The organism is Halobellus rarus (genome assembly GCF_024494595.1).
GTDB classification, from domain to species: Archaea; Halobacteriota; Halobacteria; order Halobacteriales; family Haloferacaceae; genus Haloquadratum; species Haloquadratum rarum.
In genome coordinates this window covers 256,863-278,868 of record NZ_JANHDI010000001.1, presented here as the reverse complement: position 1 = coordinate 278,868, position 22,006 = coordinate 256,863, and the positions used below count along the sequence as shown (strand labels likewise).

Below are 22,006 nucleotides of genomic sequence, written 5' to 3'. Positions count from 1 at the left end.
CCGCCTCGCGCTTTTTATGGTCGCCCCCGGCAAACGAGGGCGTATGCAGACGCACATCGTGCCGGTCGGCTTCGACTACGACCGGCTGATTGCCCCGCTCATCCGGGACCAACAGGACGTCGACCGGGTGATCCTCCTGGAGGGAGCCGTCGGCAGCGAGTCGAACGTCGAGTACTCGCGGAACCTCTCGGGGAAACTGGAAAAGGACTTCCAGAACCTGCTCGGTGCCGACACCGAGCGCGTCGTCGTCGACGACGTCTACGACTACGACGCCGCCTTCGAGCAGGCGTACGACCTCATCAACGCCGAACTCGACGCCGCCGAGGACTCGGAGGTGTGGGTGAACGTCTCGGCGATGCCGCGGCCGGTCTCCTTCGCCTTCGCCACCGCCGCCCACTCGATTATGGTCGAGCGCCAGGAGGACCGCGACCGGATCCACACCTACTACACCGCCCCCGAGAAGTACTTAGAGACCGACCTCGCCGAGGAGGTCCGCGCGGCGAAGGAACTACTCGGGGAGTTACTGAGGGGGACCGATATCGAGGACGTCGACGACGAGCGGATTCGCGAGCGCTACGAATCGGCGGCGGACATCTTAGACGAGTTCGACGAGCGCGGGACGACGATCGGCGCGAAGCGCATCGGCGACAGCCACATCGTCGAACTCCCGATCGCGTCTTTCCAGAACGTCAAGCCCTTCGAGGAGGTGATCCTCTTCGAACTCGGCGAGTACGGCGAGTTCGACTCGGTCTCCGAACTCGCGGAGACGCTCGCCCGCGACATGAACGAGGAGTACACCGACTCATTTCGGTCAAAGGTCATCTACAACGTCGACCGACTCGGCCCGGGCGGGAAGGGCTACATCGAACAGGAGGAGCACGGGAAGTCATACCGGACTCGGCTCTCGCGGATCGGACAGCTCTGGGTGCGCGCCCACGCCGAGGACGAACCGCTCGATGAATCGGCGTGACGGCGGCGCGGATGCCGCGGCGAGGCGCGTTCGACGGAGTTACTCGTCGAGGCCGAATTACTCGTCGACGTCGAGGTCGAACTGTGCGTTCTCGACGACGGCGTTGAGGACGACGCTGGTGTTCGACTCGCGGATGTCTGCGTCGGTGAGCAGCTCCTTGATCTGGTCGTTCATCCCGTCGGTGTCCTCGAATTTCCCGACCGCGATGACGTCGTAGTCGCCGGTCACCTCGTAGACGGTGACCATCTGTTTGTGGCCCTTGAGCCGTTCGGTGATGTCCGGGAGGGCGCTTCCTTCGACTTTCAGTTGGATGATCGCCGTGACGTCGTAGCCGAGCGCGTCGTAGTTCACGCGCGGGGAGTACCCCTCGATGACCCCCTCGTCTTCGAGGTCGCGGAGGTGATTCGAGACGGTCGTGACCGAGACGTCGAGGTCCTCTGCGAGGCTCCGGAGGCTGGCGCGGCCGTCGCCGAGTAGTGCGTTGATCAGTTTTGCGTCGAGGTTTTCGTACGTCATTACACTCACGATGCGCCTGGGGGCATTAGAATTTTACGAATATCCAATTCAAAATGAGACTAGAGGCATTTGCACTAAGCGATAACGTCTTTATACTGGGAGTGTTCGGATTCGATTGTCCAGGATATGACGGACGAAAACGAATCTGCCGCCGCACCCGACGGCGGTCTCTCCGCCGAAGCACAGCGCGTCATCGACGAGATCGAGGAGAAAGACGTCGACTTTCTCCGCCTGCAGTTCACCGACATCCTCGGGACTGTAAAGAACGTCGCCGTCCCGGCGACGCAGGCCGAGAAGGCCTTCACGGACGGGATCTACTTCGACGGGTCCAGCATCGAGGGCTTCGTCCGCATCCAGGAGTCGGACATGCGCCTCAAGCCCGACCCCGAGACGTTCGCGATCCTCCCGTGGCGCGACGGCCGGTCGGCCCGCCTCATCTGCGACGTCATCGACACGTCGACGGGCGAGCCGTTCGAGGGCGACCCGCGAACGGTCCTCAAGCGCGTGCTCGACCGCGCCGAGGAGATGGGTTACACCGTCAACGTCGCCCCCGAGCCGGAGTTCTTCCTCTTCGAGGAGGACGAGGACGGTCGCGCGACGACGAAGACCAACGACGCCGGCGGGTACTTCGACCTCGCGCCGAAGGACCTCGCGAGCGACGTCCGCCGAGACATCATCTACGGCCTCGAACAGATGGACTTCGAGATCGAGGCCAGTCACCACGAGGTCGCCGAGGGCCAACACGAGATCAACTTCGAGTACGACGACGCCCTCACCACCGCCGACAACGTCGGGACGTTCCGGACGGTCGTCCGCGCCATCGCGGCCCAGCACGACCTGCACGCGACGTTCATGCCCAAGCCGATCCCGAAGATCAACGGCTCGGGGATGCACACCCACGTGTCGCTGTTCGACGAGGACGGCAACAACGCGTTCCACGACGAGGACGACGAGTTCAACCTCTCGGACACCGCGCACTCGTTCCTCGCGGGCGTCCTCGAACACGCCCCGGCGATCACGGCCGTCGCCGACCCGACCGTCAACTCCTACAAGCGCCTCGTCCCCGGGTACGAGGCACCCGTGTACGTCGCGTGGTCCGACCGGAACCGCTCGGCGCTCATCCGCAAGCCGGCCGCCCGCGTTCCCGCGGCCTCCCGCATCGAACTCCGCTCGCCGGACCCGTCGTGTAACCCCTACCTCGCCTTCGCGGCGATCATCACGGCCGGTCTCGACGGTATCGAGGAGGGCCTCGAAGCGCCCGACCCGGTCAGAGAGAACATCTACGAGTTCGACGAGGAGAAGCGCGAGGAGTACGGTATCGACACGCTGCCGGCGAACCTCGGCGAGGCCGTCTCCGCGCTCGAAGCGGACGAGGTCATCGAGGAGGCGCTCGGAGAGCACGTCTACGAGAAGTTCATCGAGGCGAAGACCCAGGAGTACGACGAGTTCCGCATCGACGTCTCCCAGTGGGAACTCGACCGCTACCTCGAGACGTACTGAACGTCCAGGCCTCGAAACGTACCGAAGGCGACAGTTCTTTCTCCGACTTTTCTGTTTCGTCAGTTCAGGAGCCGTCGGCCCCGGAATCGGTCGCCCCCCGTGCGACGACGACCGGGAGCGCGAGCAGGCAGACCGCACCGACGGCGCCGACGACGACGATCAGAGCACCGCTCTCGGTCAGTTCCGCCGTCCCGCTCATCGCGCCGAGGACGACCGCCAGCCCGGTTCCGCCGACGGCGAGGGTGCGCCCCGAGAGGTCGACCGTCGCCGCCGCCGCGCGGTCGCCGAATCGGTACCAGGCGACGGTCCCCCCCGCTGCGGTGCCGACCCCGAGGAACAGTTCGCTCTCGCCCGGGGCGACGAGGAGCGCCGCGAGGCCGAAAGCGAGCGCGACACCGAAGAGCGCGACGACGTGGCGGTGTGTCGGCGTCGCGAGCGCCCCCGCGGGATCGTCGAGCGAGAATCCCGGCCCGAGCGCGAACGCCGCCGCGAGGAAGGCGACGCCGATCGCGACGCCCGCGGCGACGTCCGCGAGGTAGTGAACGCCGATGAGAACGCGGGAGAGCGCGACGACGGCGACAACGCCTCCGGCGACGGCGAGTCGGCGTCGCCACCGTCCGCGGTGGGCGAGGACGGCGACGCCGCCCCAGAACGTCGTCGACCCGAGCGCGTGCCCGCTGGGGAAGCCGAGGCCGTCGCGGTAGGAGATCGGCGGGCGCGGGAGTCCGAAGAGGTGTTTCAGTCCGACGGTGAGCCCGATCGCGCAGAGCCCGAGTCCGAGCGCGAACGCGGCGTTTCGACGGGAGACGCCGACGCGGTCGCCGAGCAGGTACGCGATCGCGACGAGCGCCAGGAGGAGGTACGGGTTTCCGAGATGGGTGAGCGCCCAGAAGACGGACGCCACCGCCTCGGGAAGCGACTCGGCGAACGCGATCTCGCCGACGCCGCGGGCGGCGAGCGGCGTTACTGGAGCGGTCATCGGTCGCTCACTCGCCGCGCGGGAAACAAATAGCCACGGGAAGTGGTCTCAGCAAGCAAAACCTTGCGCAGACGTACGGCCGACGGATCAGGTCCGTCGGTCGCGCACCCAGTCGACGAGGCGGCCGGGCACGCCGAGGGCGTTCAGTCCGACGCCGAAGATCACGAACAGCGCGTAGAGCCCGAGCGTCGAGAGGTAGATCACGAGCATCGCGACCACCGCCAGCAGGTCGTCCTCCAGCAGGTAGAACGCGGCGATGGTCGCCGCGGTGCCGTACAGCAACACCAGATACGGGCCCCAGCCGCGGGCTTTCCCCCGTCGGAGTCGCCCGCGGACGTAGCGGCGCATCTCCGATTCGACGTCCGGCCGCTCGACCGTTCGGGACTGGACGTCCTCCTCGAAGGCGTCGAGGTCGGCGCGCAGTTCCTCGACGCGGCGGTCGAGCTGATCGATATCGGGCGCACCGCGGGGATCGACGTCGGTGGCGGCGGATGAGGAATCGTCGGTGTCGCCAGCGAAGCCGCCCGCGTCGGTGGCGGAAGGTCCGGCGTCGGTGTCGCCAGCGAAGCCGCCCGCGTCGGCGGAAGGTCCGGCGTCGGCGTCGGCGTCGGCGGCGTTCGGCTCCTCGCGTGCGTCGCTCGCGGGACCGGCGTCTCCGGACACGGCGTCGTCGTCGGTCGTCTCGTCGTCCGCGCTCATCGTCCGCTCGGGACGTCGGTCCCGCGGGTGTTGTACCTGCCGGTCTCGGTCCTCGCCGTCGCGCACGAGCACCGCGTTAAGCACCGCGCCGGTGAGCACCAGGATTCCCGAAAAATAAAACCAGGTTACGAGCAGCAGAACCGCCCCGAGCGCCCCGGCGACGCCGGTCGAGAACTGGGCGTACAGCCCGAAGCCAGCGCTCAGGACGGCCCAGCCGACGGCGGCGAAGACCGCCCCCGGAAGGGCCTCGCGGACCCCGATCGGAACGTCCGGAATGACGGTATAGAGGGGGAGGAACGCGACGACGAGAAACGCGAGGAGGACGAGCGGGCTCACGATGCCGACGAACGGCACGTCGACGAGCGCCATCACGGCGGTCGTGACCACGACGCCGATCGTCGCCCCGCCGAGCGTCGCGAGCGTGATGACCCCGTCCGACAGCTGTTCGATGACGGGGCTCGTGGGATACTCGTAGATCCGAGCGAAGGCGACGTCGATGCCGCGGAAGAGCTTCAGCGCGCCCCACGTCGTGACCAGCAGGCTGAGTATCGAGAGCGTCCCGCGCCCCGTTGGATCCGTGACCGCGCCCACGACGAGTTCGGAGCCGGTCGGGAGCAGATATCGCTGTGCGATCGATTGGACCTGCGTCGCGAGTTCCGCCCCGCCGACGACGGTCGCGACGACGACCGCGAGCGTGAGAAGCGGCACGAGCGAGACGAGGACGTAATACGAGATCCCCGCCGCGAGGAACGTCACCTCCCGGTCGCGGACGGTTTCGACGATCGAACGCGGTACGGCGAACCGGTTTCGAGTCCAGACGCTCACACGGACCGATTCGGCGGATTCGCACAAGAATCACCCGGCGACGGTCGACGCGTCGCCGCCGCTCGAACCACGGCGGCTCCGCGACTCCTCCCCGACGGCACCGACGCCGCCACCTACTCGGTCGTCGCCTCGCGGATCTCCGGGACGCCCGCGTCGGTTTTGAACGCCGTCCCCGAGTAGTGCGCCCGCGTGGCCTCGAAGCCGGCGTCCCGAAGCGACTCCAGGAAATCGTCCATCGCGGGCGCGGAGCGGCTCCACTGTTTACACAGGCGGTGCTGGTCGTAGTGCGTCGGCGTGTCGAGCTCCGTCTCGACCGTCTCCAGCAGCCGTTCGGCCCGCGCGGCCTCGCCCATCTCGTCGGTGACGTGCTCGCGGACCGTGTGGACGAAGTCGGCGTCGCGGATCGGACCGAGGTAGAGCGGCCCCGCGGAGAGGATTCGGTCGCCGCCGCAGGCGTCGCACTGGTCTGGAGGGTGCGCGATCAGGCCGAACTCGTGCGTCCGGCGGAGGCAGTCCTCGCAGTGGTGGACGTAGCCCAGTCGATCGATCAGTTCGTCCGCCCGCGTGGCCCGCGCGTCGATCTGGAGGTAGGTGCGAGCGTAGTGACGCGTGACGTGCGAGAGGATCGGGACGGCCGCCTTGTCGTAGCGGGCGGCCGTGCGGATCAGCGCCGAGAGCAGGACGCGCAGGCCCATCTCGGGATGGTAGTCGGTGTTCTGCGGGAGCGTCGAGTACTTTCGGATCCCGGAGCGCTGGTGGGCCCCACACAGCGGCGCGGTGTCGGTGGCGGTGACGCAGACCATGCTCCGCGCGTTCGAGAGGGCCGCGTCGGCGAAGGGGATCGGCGTGCCGAAGGGGTCGAGGTCGACGACGTCGAACAGGGACTCGTACAGGAGGGGGTTGACGTCGCGCTCGACGGCCTCCCCGCCGAGGTCGTTGCGCGCGAGGTTCTCGCGGGCCAGTTCGACCGCGTCGGCGTCGACGTCGGCGCAGGTGACGTCGTATCCCTCGGCGGCGGCTCGGACGCCGCGGATCCCGCTCGCGGCCATCGCGTCGAGATACGAGCTCGCGCGGGGTTCGCGCTCGCGGTACGCCCGGAGCGTCGCCACCGTCACGTCGCGGTTGAGTTCCTGCGTCGGGTTGTAGAACACGCCGTCGCCCGCGCCCTCGGATGCGCCGTCGCGGGCGTCGGGGACCGACACCACGACGCCGCCCTCACGAACGTCCATACCTCGGCTCGGACGCCGCGCGGCGAAAAGCGATGCGGTCGGCGCGAGCGGACCGGGCCACCGGTGAGGTTTTGTCGGGGCCGGGGGAAGAACGGGCCGTGAGCGACGGCGACGACTCGGCGGGAAACGAAAGCGGGGGCTCCCGCGGCTCGGGCGGGAGAGACAGCGGACGCGCCCACGAATCCGGAGTTGCGGACGACGGCGAGCGCTTTCCCGAAGTTGCGGGCGACAGTGAGAGCGTCCCCGGCTCCGGAGCTGGTGGCGGTTCCACCGACGGCGACGACCCGGGCGACGGTTTCGTCGTCCCGACCGAGACGGGGACGGACGCCGAGACCGCCTGGCGGCGCGAGTTGGCCGAGCGCGGCGAGCTCACGCCCGACGCCGTCGACGCCCTGATATCGCGTCACGACGACCGCGGGGCGCGCGCCGTCGAGGCCGTCTCCGAGGGACGAGTCAAACGCTACCGGGACTTCACCGTCGTCGTCGGGCACGAGGACGAGTACGTCGTCGAGGACGGCGGGTGCACCTGCAAGGACAGCGCCTACAATCTCGACCCCGAAGATCCGACGGAGCGCTGCTGGCACGTCCTCGCGGTCGCCATCGCCGAGCGCATCGGCGAGGTCGACCACCACGAGATGTGGTACTCCGAAGTGCGGGACTTCCTTTGAGGTGCCGACGCGCCCCGGCGTCCGGGACTGTCACCCGGCCGTCCCGTCGCGACGCCGAACACCCCACCCGCTCGCTTCGCACCGTTTTTACCCCGTCTCGACGAACGTCGGGCAATGCCCACGATCGACGAGAAGCGAGTGTACACCGACAACTCCGGCACCGAAACGGTGCTGCTCGCGACCGGACTGGGCGTCGTCTCCGTCTCGGTCTCCGACGACCTGATCGGCGAGTTCGGCCTGCGTTGCCGGTGTGAGGCGCGCGACGTTGCGACCGCCGGATCGCTGGTGGCGGTCGCGACCGACGAGGACGTGTTGCTCGCGGATCGGTCCGACGGTGACGGCGAGCGCGACGCTGAAACCTCGAGTGCGGCCCCGCAGATCGACTTCGCGGAGACCGGATTCGGCCCGGCCACGGCCGTCGGATTCGACGACGGGTCGCTGCTCGCAGGCGACGGCGAGGGCCGAGTGGCACGCAGAGTCGGGAACGACGACGGCCACGGCACCGAATCGGCCGCGTGGACCGACGTCGGAACGACCGGGCCGGTGCGCGCACTCGACGGCGGCCTCGTCGCCGCCGCCGACGGCGTCTACCGGATGGGTTCCGGCGGCGTGGCCCACGCCGGCCTCGACGACGCCCGCGACGTCGACGCGGAACCCCTCGTGGCGACCGGAGCGGGACTGTACAAGCTCGGCAACGGCTGGATGGACGTTCTTGAGGGGTCAGTCGAGGCCGTCGACGCCGTCCGGGAGCGAGGACTGGCGGCAGTCGACGGCGCGCTGTACGCGCGAGGGCTCGATTCGGGAGAGAGCGGCGACGCGTCGGGCGGGCGGGACCGCTGGGTCGAGGAGAAACTCCCGGTCGGCGGCGACGTCGTGGCCGTGACACACGGCGTCGAGGCGTCGTACGCGGTCACCGCCGACGGTACGCTCGCCGTTCGACTGCCGGGCGACGAGTGGCGCTATCGGGTGCTCGGCGTGAGAGACGTCGCGGCCGCCACGGTCTGATACTGATTACTCTCACGTTTTACCGCCGAGCGCCGTCAACCGGGGTAGCGCTCGGTGGTAAGAGACGAGAGTAATCAGTATGAGAACCATCGAAGCGGCGATGCGACTCCGAACGAAGACGAAAAGGGGTTTTACCGCGGGTCGAGAGATACCGGTATGATCGTTCCCGGCGCATCCTCGCAGGCGCTCGCGGCCGCGCTCGCCTCGGAGTTGGGCGAACCGCTCTCGGCCGTCGAGTACGACCGCTTCCCCGACGGTGAGACGTTCGCCGCCGTCCCCGACTTCGACGCCGACCGCGCGGTGGTCGTCGCGACGACGGACTCGAACGACGCGTGGGTCGAACTGCTCCAGTTGCAGGACGCCGTCCGGGAGGCCGGCGCGAGCGAGGTCGTCACCGTGATTCCGTATATGGGCTACGCGCGCCAGGACGAGGCGTTCAACCCCGGCGAGCCCGTCTCCGCGCGGGCGATGGCCCGGGCGGTCTCGACCGGGGCCGACCGGGTCGTCCTCGTAAATCCTCACGAGGAGTCGATCACGGACTTCTTCGACGCCCACGTCACCGTCTGCGACGCCGCGGGGCTGCTCGCCGATCCGCTCCCCGACGATCTCACAGCGCCGCTGTTTCTCTCGCCCGACTCCGGCGCGGTCGATCTCGCGGTTGCGACCTGTGACGCCTACGGGCGCGGCGAGACCGACTACTTCGAGAAGACCCGCCACTCCGGAACGGAGGTCGAAATCTCGCCGAGCGACGCCGACGCCGCGGGCCGCGACGTCGTGATCGTCGACGACATCGTCGCGACCGGGTCGACGATGAGCGAGGCCGTCGCCCACCTCGACGCCGACGGGGCCGAGCGCGTCTTCGCGGCGTGCGTCCACCCGCTCCTGGCACGAAACGCCCGGACGAAGCTCGAGCGCGCCGGGATCGAGCGGGTCGTCGCGACCGACACGGTCGAGCGGGACGTGAGCGCCGTCTCCGTCGCGCCGATCGTCGCCGCCGCCGTCGACGCGGTCGAAGCGGCGTAGCGGCGCGCCGACGGAGCGGAACTGACGATGGACCCCGAATTCCCCGCCGAACGGCACGTCCTCGAAGCCGACTGTGAGCGGTGCCCGGCGCTCGTCGAGTGCCGCGAGCGGATCTCGTGGGGGACCGGCGACCTCGACGCCGACGTGATGGTCGTCGGCGAAGCGCCCGGTGCCGGGAACCCCGACGCGGAGACGTGGCGCGGCGGCAACTGGACCGGAAAGGCCTACACGGCGCGGCACTCGGGGCGTCGCGTCAGACGGCTCCTCGTCGAGATCGGCCGTCCGGCGGCCTACGTCACGAACGCCGTGAAGTGCTTCCCCTGCGACGGCGACGGGTCGAACCGCGAACCGGCAGAGATCGAACGCGCGAACTGTCGGACGCACCTCCGGCGAGAGATCGGGACCGTCGACCCGACGGTGATCGTCGCGACCGGCAAACACGCAACCGCGACGACGCTCGCGCTCGACGACCGGACGATCGACGGTTTCGTCGATCGGATCTTAGAGCCGGTCGAGCTGCCGTTCGCGACGTTGCTTCCCATCCTCCACCCGTCGTATCAGGACGTCTGGCGCGCGCGACTCGGCTACAGCGCCGAGGAATACCGCGAGGCGGTCCACGACGCGATCCGAACGGCGCTCGACGACGGCCCGTCCTGATTTCGGGATCGAAAGACGGTTTTGGCGCGCGATGGTGGCAGGGACAACTACACGGGCGGGACTGGAAGGGGCCGCGCGCTCGGCGACGGCGGACGACGTAAGCACGCGAGCACAGCGAGCGCGCGCAACGAGTCCCCCGAGCCGAGCGCGCGGGGGCTTCCGAGTTCAATCCCGTTGCTGAATCACCGACCACCGTGTTCACGACCTCGTTCTAGTACAGACCCGAACTTACTTCGGCGATTCCCCCGATGAACCGCGTATGAGCGACGACCCGACCATCTTCGAGCAGATCGTCGCCGGCGAGATCCCGGCGCGAATCGTCTACGAGACCGACACGGTCGCGGCGTTCCTCGACGCGAACCCGCTTGCACCGGGTCACACGCTCGTCGTGCCGAAAGACGCCTACGAGCGACTCGGCGAGCTGCCCGACGAGATCGCCGCCGACGTCTGGGCGGCCGTACAGGAACTGACGCCGCGGATCGAATCGGCCGTCGACGCCGACGCGTCGAACGTCGGCGTGAACAACGGGAGCGCCGCCGGTCAGGAGGTCCCGCACGTGCACGTGCACATCGTCCCGCGCTTCGAGGGCGACGGCGGCAGGCCGATCCACGCGGTCGCGGGCGACCGACCGGACCTCTCGGACGACGAACTCGACGACATCGCCACCGCCATCGAGGCGGGCAAATGACCGACGGTATCGTGGCGGATGTCGACACCGGCGAGTGATCGGCGCGAGCGAGTGACCGACGACGTCGTCGCCGCCATCCCGACGAGCGAAACGAGCGACGACCTCGGTGACAGCGTCGGGGTCGGCCGGACGTCCGACCGGATTGTTTAAATCCCAGTGCGCGGCCAGAGTGGGTATGAGAGAGACGGAGACGGCGGACGTCACGGCGTTCGTCGGCGCGGCGGGCGGGGCGGGGACGACGCGAACCGCAGTCGAGGTCGGTGCGGCGCTGGCGGCTGACGGCCGCGAGGTCGCGATCCTCGACGCCGCGTTCGCGACGCAGGGACTCGCCGATTACGTCCAGGGTCGGATCGACCCGGACTTGACGCGACTCCTCGTCGACGACGGTCGGGACCTCTCGACCGGGTTACTGGCACTGGATCTCGGCGGAGCCGTTCCCGGCCGGGCCGCCGTCTGCCCCGCGCACGCTCCCTTCGAGCGGCTGGCCTGGGCGAAGCGCGTCGAGGCCGCCCGGCGGTTCGAGTCGCTGATCGCGACCGCGTCGTCGCGGTTCGATCACGTCCTCCTTGACGTGCCGCCGATCGCGGCGAACCAGGCCGTCGCCGCGGTGAACGTCGCAGATCGAATCGCCGTCGTCACGCCGGCGAGCGACCGGGGGGCCGAGGCCGTCCAGCGGTGCCACGAGCGACTGGCCGACGTCGGCACCGAGGCCTCGCTCGTGGTTTCGGTTCGCGGCGACCTGGAGACCGCCGACGTGTCTGTACCGGCGACCGAAGCGACGGCGGCCGACGCCGCTCCCGCCTGCCTCGGCGACGAGGACGCGTTTGCTGCGGCGATCGGCCGCATCGCCGCCGCACTCACAGGAGAGGAGCTCCGGGGCTCGGACGAGGATGGCGACGGACTGCTCGGATCGGTCGGCGGACTCGTCGGTCGGTAAGGCGTCGATCGCGACCGTTTCGTTCGTCGCACCTCAACCGCAGTGGACAGCCCGGCCGCGTGAGGCCGAGCGAGCGGTTCGCAGAGACCGAGTGGCGGCAGACTACCGGAGGTCGGAACTGCCGGTCATCGTCTCGGCGAGCGCGTCGCGTTTCGAGACGAGCGCGTCGCCCGCGATCGGCGTCGAGGCGTCGCGGCGGACGGCCTCGGCGAGTTCCGTGATCGGGTCGTGCGTCTCGACGTAGACGGCGAGTGCGAACTCCGCCTCGTCCGAACCCGTGAGTTCGAGCGCGTCCGCCCGCGAAAGTCGGCCGTCGATCCAGTCGCGGAGCACCCGCCGCGCCGTCGGCGACAGCGGCGTCACACCCTCGAACCCGCACCGGTGGAGGAGCTTCGCGGCCGTGACCGGCGCGATCGCCGCCGCCTCGCCCGCGTCGCCGACGCTCGCGCCCTCGTCGTACCGTTCGAGCACGGTCGTCGCCGCGGCAGCCGTGCACGGGAGGTCGGCCTCGTGCTCCCGAAGCCGCGCGTCGAGGTCGACGTCGGTGTCGTCCACGGTCGCGACGCCGCGCCGTACCTGCTCCGTTCTCAACTCCAGCCCCGCTGCGATCTCCGACAAACCCATCGTGATTGTGTCTCCGCCCGTTCCGATAAGAAGGTTCGTTTCGATTATCTTATCTGATTCTCACTACCTACCGGTTATCGGTTGGTTATCAGCCGCTGAAGAGGGTCTATCCACCGGTTTTCTCACGCTTTTAAATATGGCTTCGCGACCGAGTTTCAATTGTGATGAGTGAAGCACCCGCCGACGCCGCCACGACGACGAACACTTGCCCCGAATGCGGCGGTCGCCCGGAGACCGCCGGCGGGGAGACCCTGTGCGGGGACTGCGGACTCGTGCTCTCGGAGTACCGGATCGACCACGGCCCCGACTGGCGCTCCTTCGCCGACGACGATCGGGATCCGAAGCGGACCGGCGCGCCCCTGACGCGCTCGCGTCACGACAGGGGGCTGTCGACGAAGATCGGTCGCTCGACGCGGGCCAAAGGCCGGAAGCGCCGACAGTTCGCGCGGATGCGCCGGCAGCACAACCGCGCGCGCATCTCCTCGAAGCGCGAGCGCAATCAGGTGTACGCGTTCACCGAGATCAGACGGCTCACGGGCGTGCTGTCGCTTCCGGACCGGATTCGAGACCACGCGTGCTCGCTGTTCCGCTCCGCCCAGTCGGAGGACCTGCTCCCCGGCCGCTCGCTGGAGGGGTTCGCCGCGGCCTGCGTCTACGCGGCCTGCCGCGTCGCTCGCGTGTCGCGTACGGTTCAGGAGGTCGCCGACGTGGCGAAGGCGACGGAGAACGAGCAGACCGCCGCCTACGACGCGATCAACCGCGAACTCGGCCTGCCCGTCGGACCGATCGATCCCGCGGAGTACGTGCCCCGCTTCGCCTCTCGACTCGACCTCTCCGGCGACGTCGAACGGCGCGCCCGGGAGTACGTCGCCGAAGCGGCCGAGCGCGGCATCGTCGCCGGCCGACACCCGAGCGGCGTCGCCGCCGCGTGTCTGTACACCGCGGGTCGCGACGTCGGCGCGGACCTGACCCAGCGGGACGCCGCAGACGCCGCCGGCGTCACGCCCGTGACGCTGCGGTCGACGTACCAGGCGCTCAGCGACGACGAGTAAGCGGAACGGGGCCCCTCGGACGTCGCTCTGACGCGACTATCGCGGATAGAATACGACGATTACGGTGCGGACCGAGAGCGGTCTCGGTGCTCCGGAAGCGGGGATTGCCGATAGATGTCCCGTAGCGGCCGCACTCGCTGCCGGGTGCTCACACGCGTTTCGCTCGACGCACCGCGTCCGCGACGGCCGTCACCGCGCGGGCGGCCCGCGTCGACGGCGCGGACCGGACGACCGGTCGGAACGAAGGGACCGTCTCCCCGACGCGGGGGTCCGCCGGAACGGCGACCGCCGGCGCTCCCAGCACCTCCTCGAAGGCCGACGTCGGCGGATCGTCGACGACGCGGTTGACGACGACGCCGACGAGTCCCGCGTCGAGTTCGCGTGCGAGTTCTCGCGAGCGAACGGCGTCGGCGAGCGCGTACGGCTGCGGCGACGCCACCACGACGCAGGCGTCGGCGATCGCCAGCGGGACGCCCGCGTCGGCCTTCATCCCCGCCGGACAGTCGACGACGACGTCGCCGTAGGCGTCCTCGACGGCGCGGAGCGTCTCACCGAGCGCGCCCACGTCCGCCGCGCGAGCGCCCGCGAGCGAGCGCCCACACGGGAGCAGCCGAACCGGACCGCAGCCCTCCCGTACCGCCTCGGCGGGAGCGGCGCGACCGGCGAGCACGTCGTGGAGGTCCGGCCCGGGACCGGTCGGGAGGTCCGCCATCCCGAGGTCGGCGTCGACGACCGTCGCGTCGAGAGCCGCGCCGAGTTCGATCGAGATCGTCGACTTGCCGACGCCGCCCTTGCCGCCGGTGACGGCGACGATCACCGGTCGGCTCCGTTCGAACGGAAGTCGACGGATCGGTCCCCGTTCGATTGGAAGCCGGCGCATCGGTCTCCACCCGACAGCGTCGCGTCGTCGAACCGCTCCCGCTGTGCGGCCGCCGACAGCGAGGAGACGACCGGCCGAGCGTCCGTCGCCGCTGCGCGTTCGGCGAGTTCCGATACCCGCGCTCTCACGGCCCGCAGCGTCGACTCGTCGGCGGCAACCGACTCGGGGAGGTGTGCGAGCGCGTCGATGCCGCCGGAGTCGACGAGCACCGCCGTCGCCTCCGCGGCCGAGGCCCCCGTCAGCCGCTCGGCGCGCCCCACGCGGGATTCGACCGCGTCGAGCCACTCTTCGATCGCCGCGGGGAGCGCGTCCGGTGCGTCCGGCGCGTCGATCGATGGATCGGTCGCCTCTCTCGCGGTGATCCCGAACGAGCCTGCGTCAGCGCCGACTGGCACGGCGTCGACCGGCGGCGCGGCCCGACCGAGCGATCGGATCGTCGTCGCGACGGCATCCGGAGGTGCTTCCGTTCCGTGTGCGGGGCCGAGCAGATCGATCGAGACCGCGTCGGGATCGTCCTCCGCCGCGGATGGCTCGCGGGCGGGGTCGGAGTCAGCGGTCGGGCGCTCCTCGGAAGCCGACACCGGACACGCGTAACCGACGCCGAGGCGTCCAGACGCGGGGACGACCCCACGGAAGCCGTCGGCGTCCCAGCCGGCCGCTGGGACGCCCTCTCGACGCGGCGGCAGGACGGGGCCGGCGAGTTCGTTCGCGACCCGGACGCGCAGGTCGGCGTCCACGGTGCTGCGTAGCTCGACCCGTACGAGCGTCACGCCCGCGATGGCCGTCGTCGAGACGCCCGTCTCCAGCGGTCCGTCGACGGGCGGGGCCGATTCGGCAGTCGAATCAGTGACGTCGAAAGCGGTTTGCACGCCGGTTCTAGTCCCGCGCTAGTACGTAAACCGTCGGGGCCGCCTATCGGGCGATACCGCGTCTTATCGGATCACGAGCGGCGAGTCGAGCGCCTCGAACGCCGGGCGAGGGCCGCCGAAGGCGGCGGTGACCTCGGGGGCGGCGACGACGGGCGCGCGGATCGGTGCGATCCGGACGACGGTCAGTGCATCGAGAAGACCCGACGCTATCCCTGAAAAGTCGACATCGCTGTCGGCGTCTCGGCTCAGGGCGGCGAGCGCGTGGCGAGCGTCGCGGAAGTCGTCCGCGACGGCGTCGATACGGGCTGCCCGGACCGCCCGTTCGAGGTTCCCGATCCGATCTTCGAGTCGCAGTCGGGTTTCCCGCCGATCTCGGGCGCTTCGAGCGCGCTCTTCGAGGAGCGCTAACCGCTGGGCGGCGGCGACGCGTTCCGTCGCCACCTCCGAGAGCCGCCGGGTCGCCTCCGACAGCGACGCCTCCGCGGCGGTCAACGCCTCGTCGTCCGCGGAGCCCCCATCGCGGAGCGCGGTCACCCGCCCGCGGACGGTGGCGACCCGCTCTCTGAGTCGCTCCGTCTCGGCCCCCGCCTCGGCGGCGCGACGCCGCGCAGTTCGCAGATCGGCGTCACAGACGGGTGCGGGCGAGAGCGCCCGGAACGACCTGATCGCGTCGGCCAGGTCGTCGTCGTGCGGCGTTTCGACTCCGCGGTCGGCGGCGACCGCCGCGAGTGCGGGGCGCGTTCGAACGGTGGTATCGGACGCGAGCCGAGCGACGTGCGCGTGAACCCGGCCGGGAGGCGGCGCGTGGACGGCGGGGCCGTCAGGTGGGTTCGGTCCCCCGCAGCGGATCGCTCGCTGAAGCTGTGAGGCGGCGGGAACCACCGAGGCGTCCGCGTCGCGGAGGTCGGCGATCGGACCGCTCTCCGTGGTCCCGTCCGGGAGACGGATCGCGAAGCGCCGATCGAAGCCGCCGCCGGTCACAGCTCCCGCTCTCGCATCGCGTCGGAGTTCGGATGGTCGGTCCCGGTCGCGAACCGGTCGTACGGCGTGCTCGGCGATTCCCGCGCCTCGTAGGCCGCTGCGGCTTCGCGAACGGCGTCGGGCGCGTCGGCGAACTCGTTGAACGGTTCGGTCCGCTCGACCTGCACGTCCGCGGCGTGTCGCTCCCGGAGCCGATACGCCAGAAACGCGCCGTACTCCGTCTCTCGCAGGAGCGCGGCGCGCCCGAACCGCCTGACGACAGTCTCCTCGTGCGCCCGGCAGGCGTTTCGCAGCGTCTCGCGCGCTCGACGCGAGTACGTCACCACTAGCAACACGGCTACGCCCAGATTCCCGGGGCGGAATAAAAACCCACCTACACCGGCGAAACCGACACACACCGGCGGGTCCGGGACCGGTTCACACCGGCGAGATGTCCGCGTCGAGCGCCGCCGGGTCCTCGTCCAGCAGGTCCGCGATGCGCTCGCGGGCCTCACCCTCGCTCTCGGCGACGACGACGAGGCCGTGTGCCCGGCCGTCGCCGGTCGCCTGATACGCCCGAAGGCCCTCCTCGCCCTCGAAGTCGGTCGCGTACGTCCGGAGGACCGTCACGACGCGCTGTTCGGTCGCCGCGAGGTCCGACTCCCCGGCCTCGAAGTCACGCAGCGCCTCTTCGACGTTCCGGAGCGCGGATATTCGGTCCATCACGTCGTCCGGAGGTAACTCTGCCGCGGTTCGTAGAGCTCCCCCTTCCGTTTGAGGTTCTCGATCTCGTCTTCGGCTTTCGTCTCCTCCAAGCCGAGGTCCGTGCCCGCGCGTTCGATGACCTGCTCGACCGGCGCGCCCTCCTCGTACTCGTCTTCGAGTTCCTCGATCAGGTGCTTGATGTCCTTGATCCGGTCGCGCTGGTTCTTCGAGGTTCCGGTCTCGACGATGTCGGCGTCGAACTCTCCCGTCTCGGGATCCATCCCGATGTCGCGGAGACACGACTCGACGATCTCGGTGACGCGGACGGCGTCCTCGCGTTCGACCGTATCCGAGAGCCGGAGTCGCGCGGAGGCCTCCGAGAGCCGGACGAGCGCTTCGAGCTTCCGCGCCGTCACCGGGACGGGAGCGTCGTCGTCGGCCCCCTTCGCCCGGAAGTCGACGTAGAAGTCGCGGATGACCTCCTTCGCCTCGTCGGTCATCGTCGGATAGCAGTTGCGCTTCGCGTAGGCGATGTACTTCCGCAGGAGTTCGGCGTCTATCTCGGGGGTGACCTCCTCGGTCGCGCTCTCGATCTCGCCGTCGGTGAACTCCGAGGTCGGCACCTTCGTCTTCTGGGTGTTGAGCTCGCCCGCGTAGTTCGTGTTGATGATGTGCTCTGCGAGTTCGGCGTCGGTCTCGGGGTCGGGGTTGTCCGTGACCGTGAATATCAGATCGAAGCGGGAGATGAGCGCGGGTTCGAGGTCGATCTGCTCGCCGATCGGCTCGTACTGGTCGAAACGACCGTACTTCGGGTTGGCCGCGCCGAGCAGCGAACACCGGGATTTGAGGGTGGCGTTGATGCCGGCCTTCGATACGGAAATGGAATTGTGCAGCACGACGCCCCCGCTCACGAACGTGTTCGTCGGCTCGACGGTCACGTCGTAGACCCACTCGCAGGCGTGCTCGCCCTCGTTCGGAACCGTCTCGACGTCGGTCACGCGGTAGTACCGGAGGTCACAACGCGATTCGAGATCGTCGAGTCGTTCGTCGGCCTCGGCGAGCGACCGTTCGATCGCGTCGACGGCAGCGTCTCGCATTTCGGTTCGCTTTTGATCCGTGTATCCGCCGTCTTCGGCATAGTGAACGGCGCTCGTCGTCACGCCCGGAAGGCGTTCGGCGAGTTGCCGTCCGGACCAGCCGACGAGGTCTCTGGCCCCCGCGAGCGTCGAAGCCGAGTCGACATCGGACCGAATCGTCTCGGTTCTGTCCCGCAGCGACGCGACTTCGGATCGGACCGTGCCGATTCGCACGCCGTATCCCGCGTCGAGCGCCGTTCGGAACCGGCCGTCGAGCGGAACGCCGAGCAGCCGTTTGAGCGAGCGAATCTCCCTCGCCGCGCTCGTCGGGAGAACGTCGTGATGCCGTTCCGTCGCGTTGCTCCGATCGACGAACGCTCGCGCTTTCTCGTATCGATCGTCCGCGGGGTCGACAACGGCCTCGACGAAGCGCTCCGTCGAATCACCCATCACGTACGTCTTCCACGCGTCCTCGGAGCTATCGTGGTGAATCCGCGACGCGACACCGATCTTCAGGAGCGCGTCGGCGTAGTCCTCCGCGAGTCCGTGACAGGCCGTCGAGAACGACATCGCCTCGCTCTCGACGCCGCCGTCACCGGCGAACGCACCGACCAGGAACCGTCGGATCTCCTCCTCCGACGCGCCGAGGACGGCCTTCGGCATCCGTTTCTCCCGCGACTCCCGCATCACCTCCGGGAAGTTCGACTCGAACCAGCGGTAGAGCTTCGTCGACACCCAGCGCTTCGTCGTCGTGCCGACCCCGTTGACGGCGTCTGTGCTGTCGAGACCGAAGACGTCGGCCATCAGCCGTCCGGCCCGATCGAGCAGCCGCTCGTCTTGGTTCGAGAAGCCGATCTCGTGGGTGCGACCGCCGGAGTAGGAGTGCCCCTCGGCGGTCAGTAGGCCGAGAATCTCCGCGAGGTCGGGCGACATCTCCGTCGGGAGGTCGACGTCGCGCTCGCGGCCCTGATGGGCTTCATCTTCGAGCGACATCGGCGCGGCGGAGTTCGGAAGCTTCCGCGGCGCGGGGACGAAGTCGCCCTCGGAGATGTCGCGAGCGTCAGTCGTTCCGCCCTCGCCGCCGGACTCGACGAACATCGGGTGTTCGGGCGTGACGAGCACCGACCGGCCGTTCGAGAAGGACACGCGAACGAACTCGTCGGGTGCCTCGTGTCTGCTCACGCGGTCGACCGGCACTTTTTCCACGTCGTTGGTGTCAAGGTCGACGGTGTGGACACCCACGTCGTCGACGGGGAGGATCTCGCAGTCGACGCCGTCGACGACTTCTCCGTCTCTCTTCTCCATCATCGAATCCACGAACGGCCCGATCTCGACGCGACGGCCATCGGAGAGGAGAACCTCCGATTCAGGGTGATAGGACTGCTGCTCGAGCGCTTCGTGCATTGCACTGCGGTCCTCCGATCGCATCTTGTCTAGCTCGTCGACGGCCGCAATCCCTTTATCAGCCAAGACGAGCGCACCGGCTTCGAGCGTCCACTGCTGTCCGTCGCCGAAGTCGTCGCGGACGGCCGCTGCAGTAAGCCCGGCCGAACTACTGCCTTTCCCGGATGTATAGACGGATCGAGGTGCGATATTGCGGATATATTGCAACATAGCGGACTTACCCGTACCGGGGTCTCCGATGAGAAGCATATGCAGGTCGCCGCGGATCCGCGACCCGTCCGGGAGGTGTTTGGTCACGCCCGAGAACAGCTGGAGGATCATCGCGAGTTTCTCCTGGTCGTAGCCGTAGATCGACGGCGCGACGGAGGCGACCATCTTCTCGTAGATGTCGGGTTCGTTCGAGAGATCGACGATCTCGGCGACGTCCGCCTCGGTGATGTCCATGTCCTCGAACTCCTCGTCCTCGATCTCGACGCTGACGCCGTCCATGTAGAGGTCGAAGATGGGCGTCTTCTCGTTGCCGGAGGTCTGCTGTTCGATGTGGAGGACGCCCGTCACGGTGACGTGGTCGCCGGCGGTCACCCGGCCGGTGACGTCGTCTTCGAGGTCGACGTCGATGCTCTGCGGCGTCTCGCCGCCCCGCAGGCCCTCGGGGCTCTCCTGGACGCGCACCTTCTGGGCGTCGACGAACTCGGATTGGTCGAAGTCGACGTGGAACGGCCCCTGACGCTCACACCCCTGACACTCGTGCGGTTCCTGGAAGCCGCTGTCCGACTGGGGAATGTACGTCATCGTCCCGCAGCGCTGGCACTCGAAGGCCGCCTCGGTGATCTTCGGTCGGACGTCGGTCGCCTTCCGGACGATTCCCTGGACCGCGATCAGCCGGCCGATGTGGTCGTCGTGGACCCGGATACCCCGGATGTCGACCGTTTCGGGGAGATTCGCCAGGCGGACGTGCGCGCGCCCGAGTTTGACGTCGGCGGGCAGGTCGTAGAGGCGGAGGGCCTCCTCGGCGTACTCGCGGATCTGGTCGGGTTTCTGCTTGTAGTCCTCGGCCAGTTCCGCGTCGAACGCGTAGAGGTCGTCGTAGTCGATGTACAGCGATCGCTGTTCGTTCGGGTACTTCTGCGCGAGCGTCCCGATCTCGTCGCGGTAGTACTTCCGATAGAACTGGATGAACCGATCGGTGAGGTCGCGGGAGTCCTGGGGGGCCTGGGCCATCGCACCGGAGTAGGGTCCTCATCGGGTAAGAGTCTTCGCCAAGAGAAGTGAAAGTAGTCGGGGGGCGCCGATCGGTGTCGATCGGAAAGAGAAGACCGCCGTTTCGGCTCCGCTCGCGGCTTTACAACGACACGTCGGTTTCGATGTCCTCGGTCGCCTCTTTCAGCCCGTCGCGGCGGGCGTCGGTCGCGAGACGAGTCGACAGGTCCGCGTCGGTCAGCAGGTCGGTGAAGGCGTCGCGGAAGCGGTGGTTCACCTGTCGAGAGGCGAGTTCGGCCTCGACGACGAGTCGGGCGCGGCGGACCGCCTCGGGATCGAGTGCTGCAGCGGTCTCCTCGTCGACGGCCGCGGCCAGTTCGGCCGCCAGCGCGTCGTCGTCGAGATCCGTCCGGACGGGGCCGAAGCCGTCCTCGGCCGATTCCAGCACGCGACGGCGGAGGCGGTCGTACGGGACCGGTCCGTCCCGGTCCGCGTCGCCGACGAGGTGCAGATCCATCCGCGCGCGGAAGACATCGCCGCCATCGACGTCGGCGGCGAGCGAGTCCGCGAGCGCGCTGTCGGCCTCCGCCGACCACGACTCGGCGTCCGCGGCCCCCGCGTCCGGGTCGAAGAACGCGCGGACGACGCGGCGGAGGTCGGGGGTCGCGAGCGGAGAGGCGAACTCGTAGCGCTCGCGCATCGTCTCGATGAGTTCCGTCACCCGGTCGTCGACGGCCTCGTCGTCGCGGTCGCTCCCCATAGTGCCGCGCGGCGTCGACTGCGACTCGGTCACGGTCTCCTCGCCGGTCGTCTCCACGAAGAGGTCCCGGAGTTCGGCCGTCTTCTCGTCCATCGGGGAGTAATACGGCGCGTGGACGTACAAACGTTACCATCGTAAACCGAAGTATTCATTTGGGTTTACGAGAGGGGAGAGAGTATGTCCGCAGAGACGCAGTCGGTCGAACTCGTCGGCGAGGACGTCGTCGGGAACGTCGCGCGCGCGGCGCTTTTCGCGGCGCTCACCGGCGCGTTCGCGTACGTGTCGTTTCCCAACCCGATCTCGCCGGTCCCCGTGAGCCTCCAGGTGCTCGGGGTGTTCCTCGCAGGGGTCTTCCTCGGCCCGGTGTGGGGCGGCGCGTCGATGGCGTTCTACTTGGTCGCCGGTGCGGCGGGGGCACCCATCTTCGCCGGTGGGTCCGCCGGGTTCGGACCCCTCGTCGGCTACACGGCGGGATACCTCTGGTCGTACCCGATCGCCGCGGCGCTCATCGGCGCCGTCGTCCACGGGTTCGACGGCCTGGAGGATCCCGAGACGATCGGCACCGCCCGCCTCGTCGGCGGGATGCTCGCCGGGACGGTCGTGATCTACGCGCTCGGAACGGTCGGGTTCGCGCTCGTCCAGAGCGTCGGCCTGGTCGAGGCCTTCGCGGTGAGCGCGCTCGCGTTCGTCCCCTTCGAGGCGGTCAAGATCGCCGCGGCCGTCGGCGTCGTCCGCAGCGACGCTGCGACAGCCGCGTGACCGAAGCGATGAAACAGCGCG

23 protein-coding genes are annotated in these 22,006 nt (G+C 68.9%); 11 read left to right on the top strand and 12 right to left on the bottom strand.

The window, feature by feature from the left end; all coding sequences use genetic code 11:
- The first annotated feature begins 43 nt into the window (after positions 1-43).
- On the top strand, positions 44-970 hold the full coding sequence (locus NO876_RS01480; RefSeq protein ID WP_256419897.1) for an HFX_2341 family transcriptional regulator: 927 nt from the start codon (positions 44-46) through the stop codon (positions 968-970).
- Between the two features lie 57 nt (positions 971-1,027).
- On the opposite strand, the gene lrp is transcribed toward NO876_RS01480, so the two are convergent.
- A complete protein-coding gene (lrp, locus tag NO876_RS01475) occupies positions 1,028-1,486 on the bottom strand; it encodes an HTH-type transcriptional regulator Lrp (protein WP_256419896.1) in 459 nt (152 codons plus the stop codon).
- A gap of 126 nt (positions 1,487-1,612) precedes the next feature.
- On the opposite strand from lrp, the gene glnA reads away from it, so the two are divergent.
- Positions 1,613-2,986 (top strand): type I glutamate--ammonia ligase, encoded by a 1,374-nt coding sequence (gene glnA / locus NO876_RS01470; protein ID WP_256419895.1) that lies wholly within the window; start codon positions 1,613-1,615, stop codon positions 2,984-2,986.
- A gap of 64 nt (positions 2,987-3,050) precedes the next feature.
- On the opposite strand, the gene NO876_RS01465 is transcribed toward glnA, so the two are convergent.
- The 3 genes from NO876_RS01465 to NO876_RS01455 form a co-directional block, all read right to left on the bottom strand.
- Complete coding sequence (locus NO876_RS01465) at positions 3,051-3,965, bottom strand: phosphatase PAP2 family protein (protein WP_256419894.1); 915 nt, start codon at positions 3,963-3,965, stop codon at positions 3,051-3,053.
- Between the two features lie 87 nt (positions 3,966-4,052).
- Positions 4,053-5,489, bottom strand: coding sequence for a YihY/virulence factor BrkB family protein (locus tag NO876_RS01460; RefSeq protein ID WP_256419893.1), 1,437 nt, complete (start codon positions 5,487-5,489; stop codon positions 4,053-4,055).
- A 113-nt stretch (positions 5,490-5,602) separates the two neighbouring features.
- Positions 5,603-6,718: a tRNA (guanine(26)-N(2))-dimethyltransferase gene (locus NO876_RS01455; RefSeq protein WP_256419892.1), complete on the bottom strand. Its 1,116-nt coding sequence runs from the start codon at positions 6,716-6,718 to the stop codon at positions 5,603-5,605.
- A gap of 98 nt (positions 6,719-6,816) precedes the next feature.
- On the opposite strand from NO876_RS01455, the gene NO876_RS18115 reads away from it, so the two are divergent.
- The 7 genes from NO876_RS18115 to NO876_RS01420 all read left to right on the top strand — a co-directional run bounded on the left by NO876_RS18115 (position 6,817) and on the right by NO876_RS01420 (position 11,696).
- Positions 6,817-7,386: a hypothetical protein gene (locus tag NO876_RS18115; protein ID WP_390277047.1), complete on the top strand. Its 570-nt coding sequence runs from the start codon at positions 6,817-6,819 to the stop codon at positions 7,384-7,386.
- Positions 7,387-7,500: 114 nt separating this feature from the next.
- Positions 7,501-8,391 (top strand): HVO_0234 family beta-propeller protein, encoded by an 891-nt coding sequence (locus tag NO876_RS01445; protein WP_256419891.1) that lies wholly within the window; start codon positions 7,501-7,503, stop codon positions 8,389-8,391.
- Positions 8,392-8,547: 156 nt separating this feature from the next.
- Positions 8,548-9,414, top strand: coding sequence for a ribose-phosphate diphosphokinase (locus NO876_RS01440; RefSeq protein WP_256419890.1), 867 nt, complete (start codon positions 8,548-8,550; stop codon positions 9,412-9,414).
- 27 nt (positions 9,415-9,441) lie between these two features.
- Positions 9,442-10,071 carry a uracil-DNA glycosylase gene (locus NO876_RS01435; protein ID WP_256419889.1) on the top strand — a complete coding sequence of 210 codons (630 nt, stop codon included), beginning with the start codon at positions 9,442-9,444 and terminating at the stop codon, positions 10,069-10,071.
- Positions 10,072-10,330: 259 nt separating this feature from the next.
- On the top strand, positions 10,331-10,759 hold the full coding sequence (locus NO876_RS01430) for an HIT family protein (protein WP_256419888.1): 429 nt from the start codon (positions 10,331-10,333) through the stop codon (positions 10,757-10,759).
- A gap of 18 nt (positions 10,760-10,777) precedes the next feature.
- Positions 10,778-10,909, top strand: a complete 132-nt coding sequence (locus NO876_RS01425; RefSeq protein ID WP_256419887.1) for a hypothetical protein — start codon at positions 10,778-10,780, stop codon at positions 10,907-10,909.
- 25 nt (positions 10,910-10,934) lie between these two features.
- Positions 10,935-11,696 carry an AAA family ATPase gene (locus tag NO876_RS01420; protein WP_256419886.1) on the top strand — a complete coding sequence of 254 codons (762 nt, stop codon included), beginning with the start codon at positions 10,935-10,937 and terminating at the stop codon, positions 11,694-11,696.
- Positions 11,697-11,798: 102 nt separating this feature from the next.
- Here NO876_RS01420 and NO876_RS01415 read toward each other — a convergent pair whose 3' ends face one another.
- Positions 11,799-12,320 (bottom strand): DUF7858 family protein, encoded by a 522-nt coding sequence (locus tag NO876_RS01415; RefSeq protein WP_256419885.1) that lies wholly within the window; start codon positions 12,318-12,320, stop codon positions 11,799-11,801.
- Positions 12,321-12,484: 164 nt separating this feature from the next.
- On the opposite strand from NO876_RS01415, the gene NO876_RS01410 reads away from it, so the two are divergent.
- On the top strand, positions 12,485-13,372 hold the full coding sequence (locus NO876_RS01410; protein ID WP_256419884.1) for a transcription initiation factor IIB: 888 nt from the start codon (positions 12,485-12,487) through the stop codon (positions 13,370-13,372).
- A 148-nt stretch (positions 13,373-13,520) separates the two neighbouring features.
- Here NO876_RS01410 and NO876_RS01405 read toward each other — a convergent pair whose 3' ends face one another.
- The 7 genes from NO876_RS01405 to NO876_RS01375 form a co-directional block, all read right to left on the bottom strand.
- Positions 13,521-14,189, bottom strand: coding sequence for a MinD/ParA family ATP-binding protein (locus tag NO876_RS01405; protein WP_256420236.1), 669 nt, complete (start codon positions 14,187-14,189; stop codon positions 13,521-13,523).
- Complete coding sequence (locus NO876_RS01400; protein ID WP_256419883.1) at positions 14,186-15,121, bottom strand: DUF7857 domain-containing protein; 936 nt, start codon at positions 15,119-15,121, stop codon at positions 14,186-14,188. Before NO876_RS01400 ends, NO876_RS01405 begins: the two co-directional genes overlap by 4 nt.
- Positions 15,122-15,184: 63 nt before the next feature.
- Complete coding sequence (locus NO876_RS01395) at positions 15,185-16,102, bottom strand: DUF7856 family protein (protein ID WP_256419882.1); 918 nt, start codon at positions 16,100-16,102, stop codon at positions 15,185-15,187.
- A complete protein-coding gene (locus tag NO876_RS01390; protein ID WP_256419881.1) occupies positions 16,099-16,437 on the bottom strand; it encodes a DUF7855 family protein in 339 nt (112 codons plus the stop codon). Before NO876_RS01390 ends, NO876_RS01395 begins: the two co-directional genes overlap by 4 nt.
- 82 nt (positions 16,438-16,519) lie before the next feature.
- Positions 16,520-16,804: a DUF7854 family protein gene (locus NO876_RS01385; RefSeq protein ID WP_256419880.1), complete on the bottom strand. Its 285-nt coding sequence runs from the start codon at positions 16,802-16,804 to the stop codon at positions 16,520-16,522.
- On the bottom strand, positions 16,804-20,487 hold the full coding sequence (locus NO876_RS01380; protein ID WP_256419879.1) for an LAGLIDADG family homing endonuclease: 3,684 nt from the start codon (positions 20,485-20,487) through the stop codon (positions 16,804-16,806). The genes NO876_RS01385 and NO876_RS01380 overlap by 1 nt, the downstream gene beginning before the upstream one ends.
- A gap of 121 nt (positions 20,488-20,608) precedes the next feature.
- Positions 20,609-21,319 carry a conditioned medium-induced protein 4 gene (locus NO876_RS01375; RefSeq protein WP_256419878.1) on the bottom strand — a complete coding sequence of 237 codons (711 nt, stop codon included), beginning with the start codon at positions 21,317-21,319 and terminating at the stop codon, positions 20,609-20,611.
- Between the two features lie 84 nt (positions 21,320-21,403).
- On the opposite strand from NO876_RS01375, the gene NO876_RS01370 reads away from it, so the two are divergent.
- Positions 21,404-21,985: a biotin transporter BioY gene (locus tag NO876_RS01370; RefSeq protein ID WP_256419877.1), complete on the top strand. Its 582-nt coding sequence runs from the start codon at positions 21,404-21,406 to the stop codon at positions 21,983-21,985.
- Positions 21,986-22,006: the final 21 nt, after the last annotated feature.

Excerpts from the sequence above, each read along its gene's own strand:
- NO876_RS01385 (WP_256419880.1), bottom strand. The coding sequence starts at position 16,804 with ATGGACCGAATATCCGCGCTCCGGAACGTCGAAGAGGCGCTGCGTGAC.
- NO876_RS01440 (WP_256419890.1), top strand. The coding sequence starts at position 8,548 with ATGATCGTTCCCGGCGCATCCTCGCAGGCGCTCGCGGCCGCGCTCGCC.
- NO876_RS01480 (WP_256419897.1), top strand. The coding sequence starts at position 44 with ATGCAGACGCACATCGTGCCGGTCGGCTTCGACTACGACCGGCTGATT.
- NO876_RS01415 (WP_256419885.1), bottom strand. The coding sequence starts at position 12,320 with ATGGGTTTGTCGGAGATCGCAGCGGGGCTGGAGTTGAGAACGGAGCAG.
- NO876_RS01410 (WP_256419884.1), top strand. The coding sequence starts at position 12,485 with ATGAGTGAAGCACCCGCCGACGCCGCCACGACGACGAACACTTGCCCC.
- NO876_RS01435 (WP_256419889.1), top strand. The coding sequence starts at position 9,442 with ATGGACCCCGAATTCCCCGCCGAACGGCACGTCCTCGAAGCCGACTGT.
- lrp (WP_256419896.1), bottom strand. The coding sequence starts at position 1,486 with ATGACGTACGAAAACCTCGACGCAAAACTGATCAACGCACTACTCGGC.
- NO876_RS01380 (WP_256419879.1), bottom strand. The coding sequence starts at position 20,487 with ATGGCCCAGGCCCCCCAGGACTCCCGCGACCTCACCGATCGGTTCATC.
- NO876_RS01425 (WP_256419887.1), top strand. The coding sequence starts at position 10,778 with ATGTCGACACCGGCGAGTGATCGGCGCGAGCGAGTGACCGACGACGTC.
- NO876_RS01445 (WP_256419891.1), top strand. The coding sequence starts at position 7,501 with ATGCCCACGATCGACGAGAAGCGAGTGTACACCGACAACTCCGGCACC.
- NO876_RS01370 (WP_256419877.1), top strand. The coding sequence starts at position 21,404 with ATGTCCGCAGAGACGCAGTCGGTCGAACTCGTCGGCGAGGACGTCGTC.
- NO876_RS01465 (WP_256419894.1), bottom strand. The coding sequence starts at position 3,965 with ATGACCGCTCCAGTAACGCCGCTCGCCGCCCGCGGCGTCGGCGAGATC.
- NO876_RS01375 (WP_256419878.1), bottom strand. The coding sequence starts at position 21,319 with ATGGACGAGAAGACGGCCGAACTCCGGGACCTCTTCGTGGAGACGACC.
- NO876_RS01430 (WP_256419888.1), top strand. The coding sequence starts at position 10,331 with ATGAGCGACGACCCGACCATCTTCGAGCAGATCGTCGCCGGCGAGATC.
- NO876_RS01420 (WP_256419886.1), top strand. The coding sequence starts at position 10,935 with ATGAGAGAGACGGAGACGGCGGACGTCACGGCGTTCGTCGGCGCGGCG.
- NO876_RS01455 (WP_256419892.1), bottom strand. The coding sequence starts at position 6,718 with ATGGACGTTCGTGAGGGCGGCGTCGTGGTGTCGGTCCCCGACGCCCGC.
- glnA (WP_256419895.1), top strand. The coding sequence starts at position 1,613 with ATGACGGACGAAAACGAATCTGCCGCCGCACCCGACGGCGGTCTCTCC.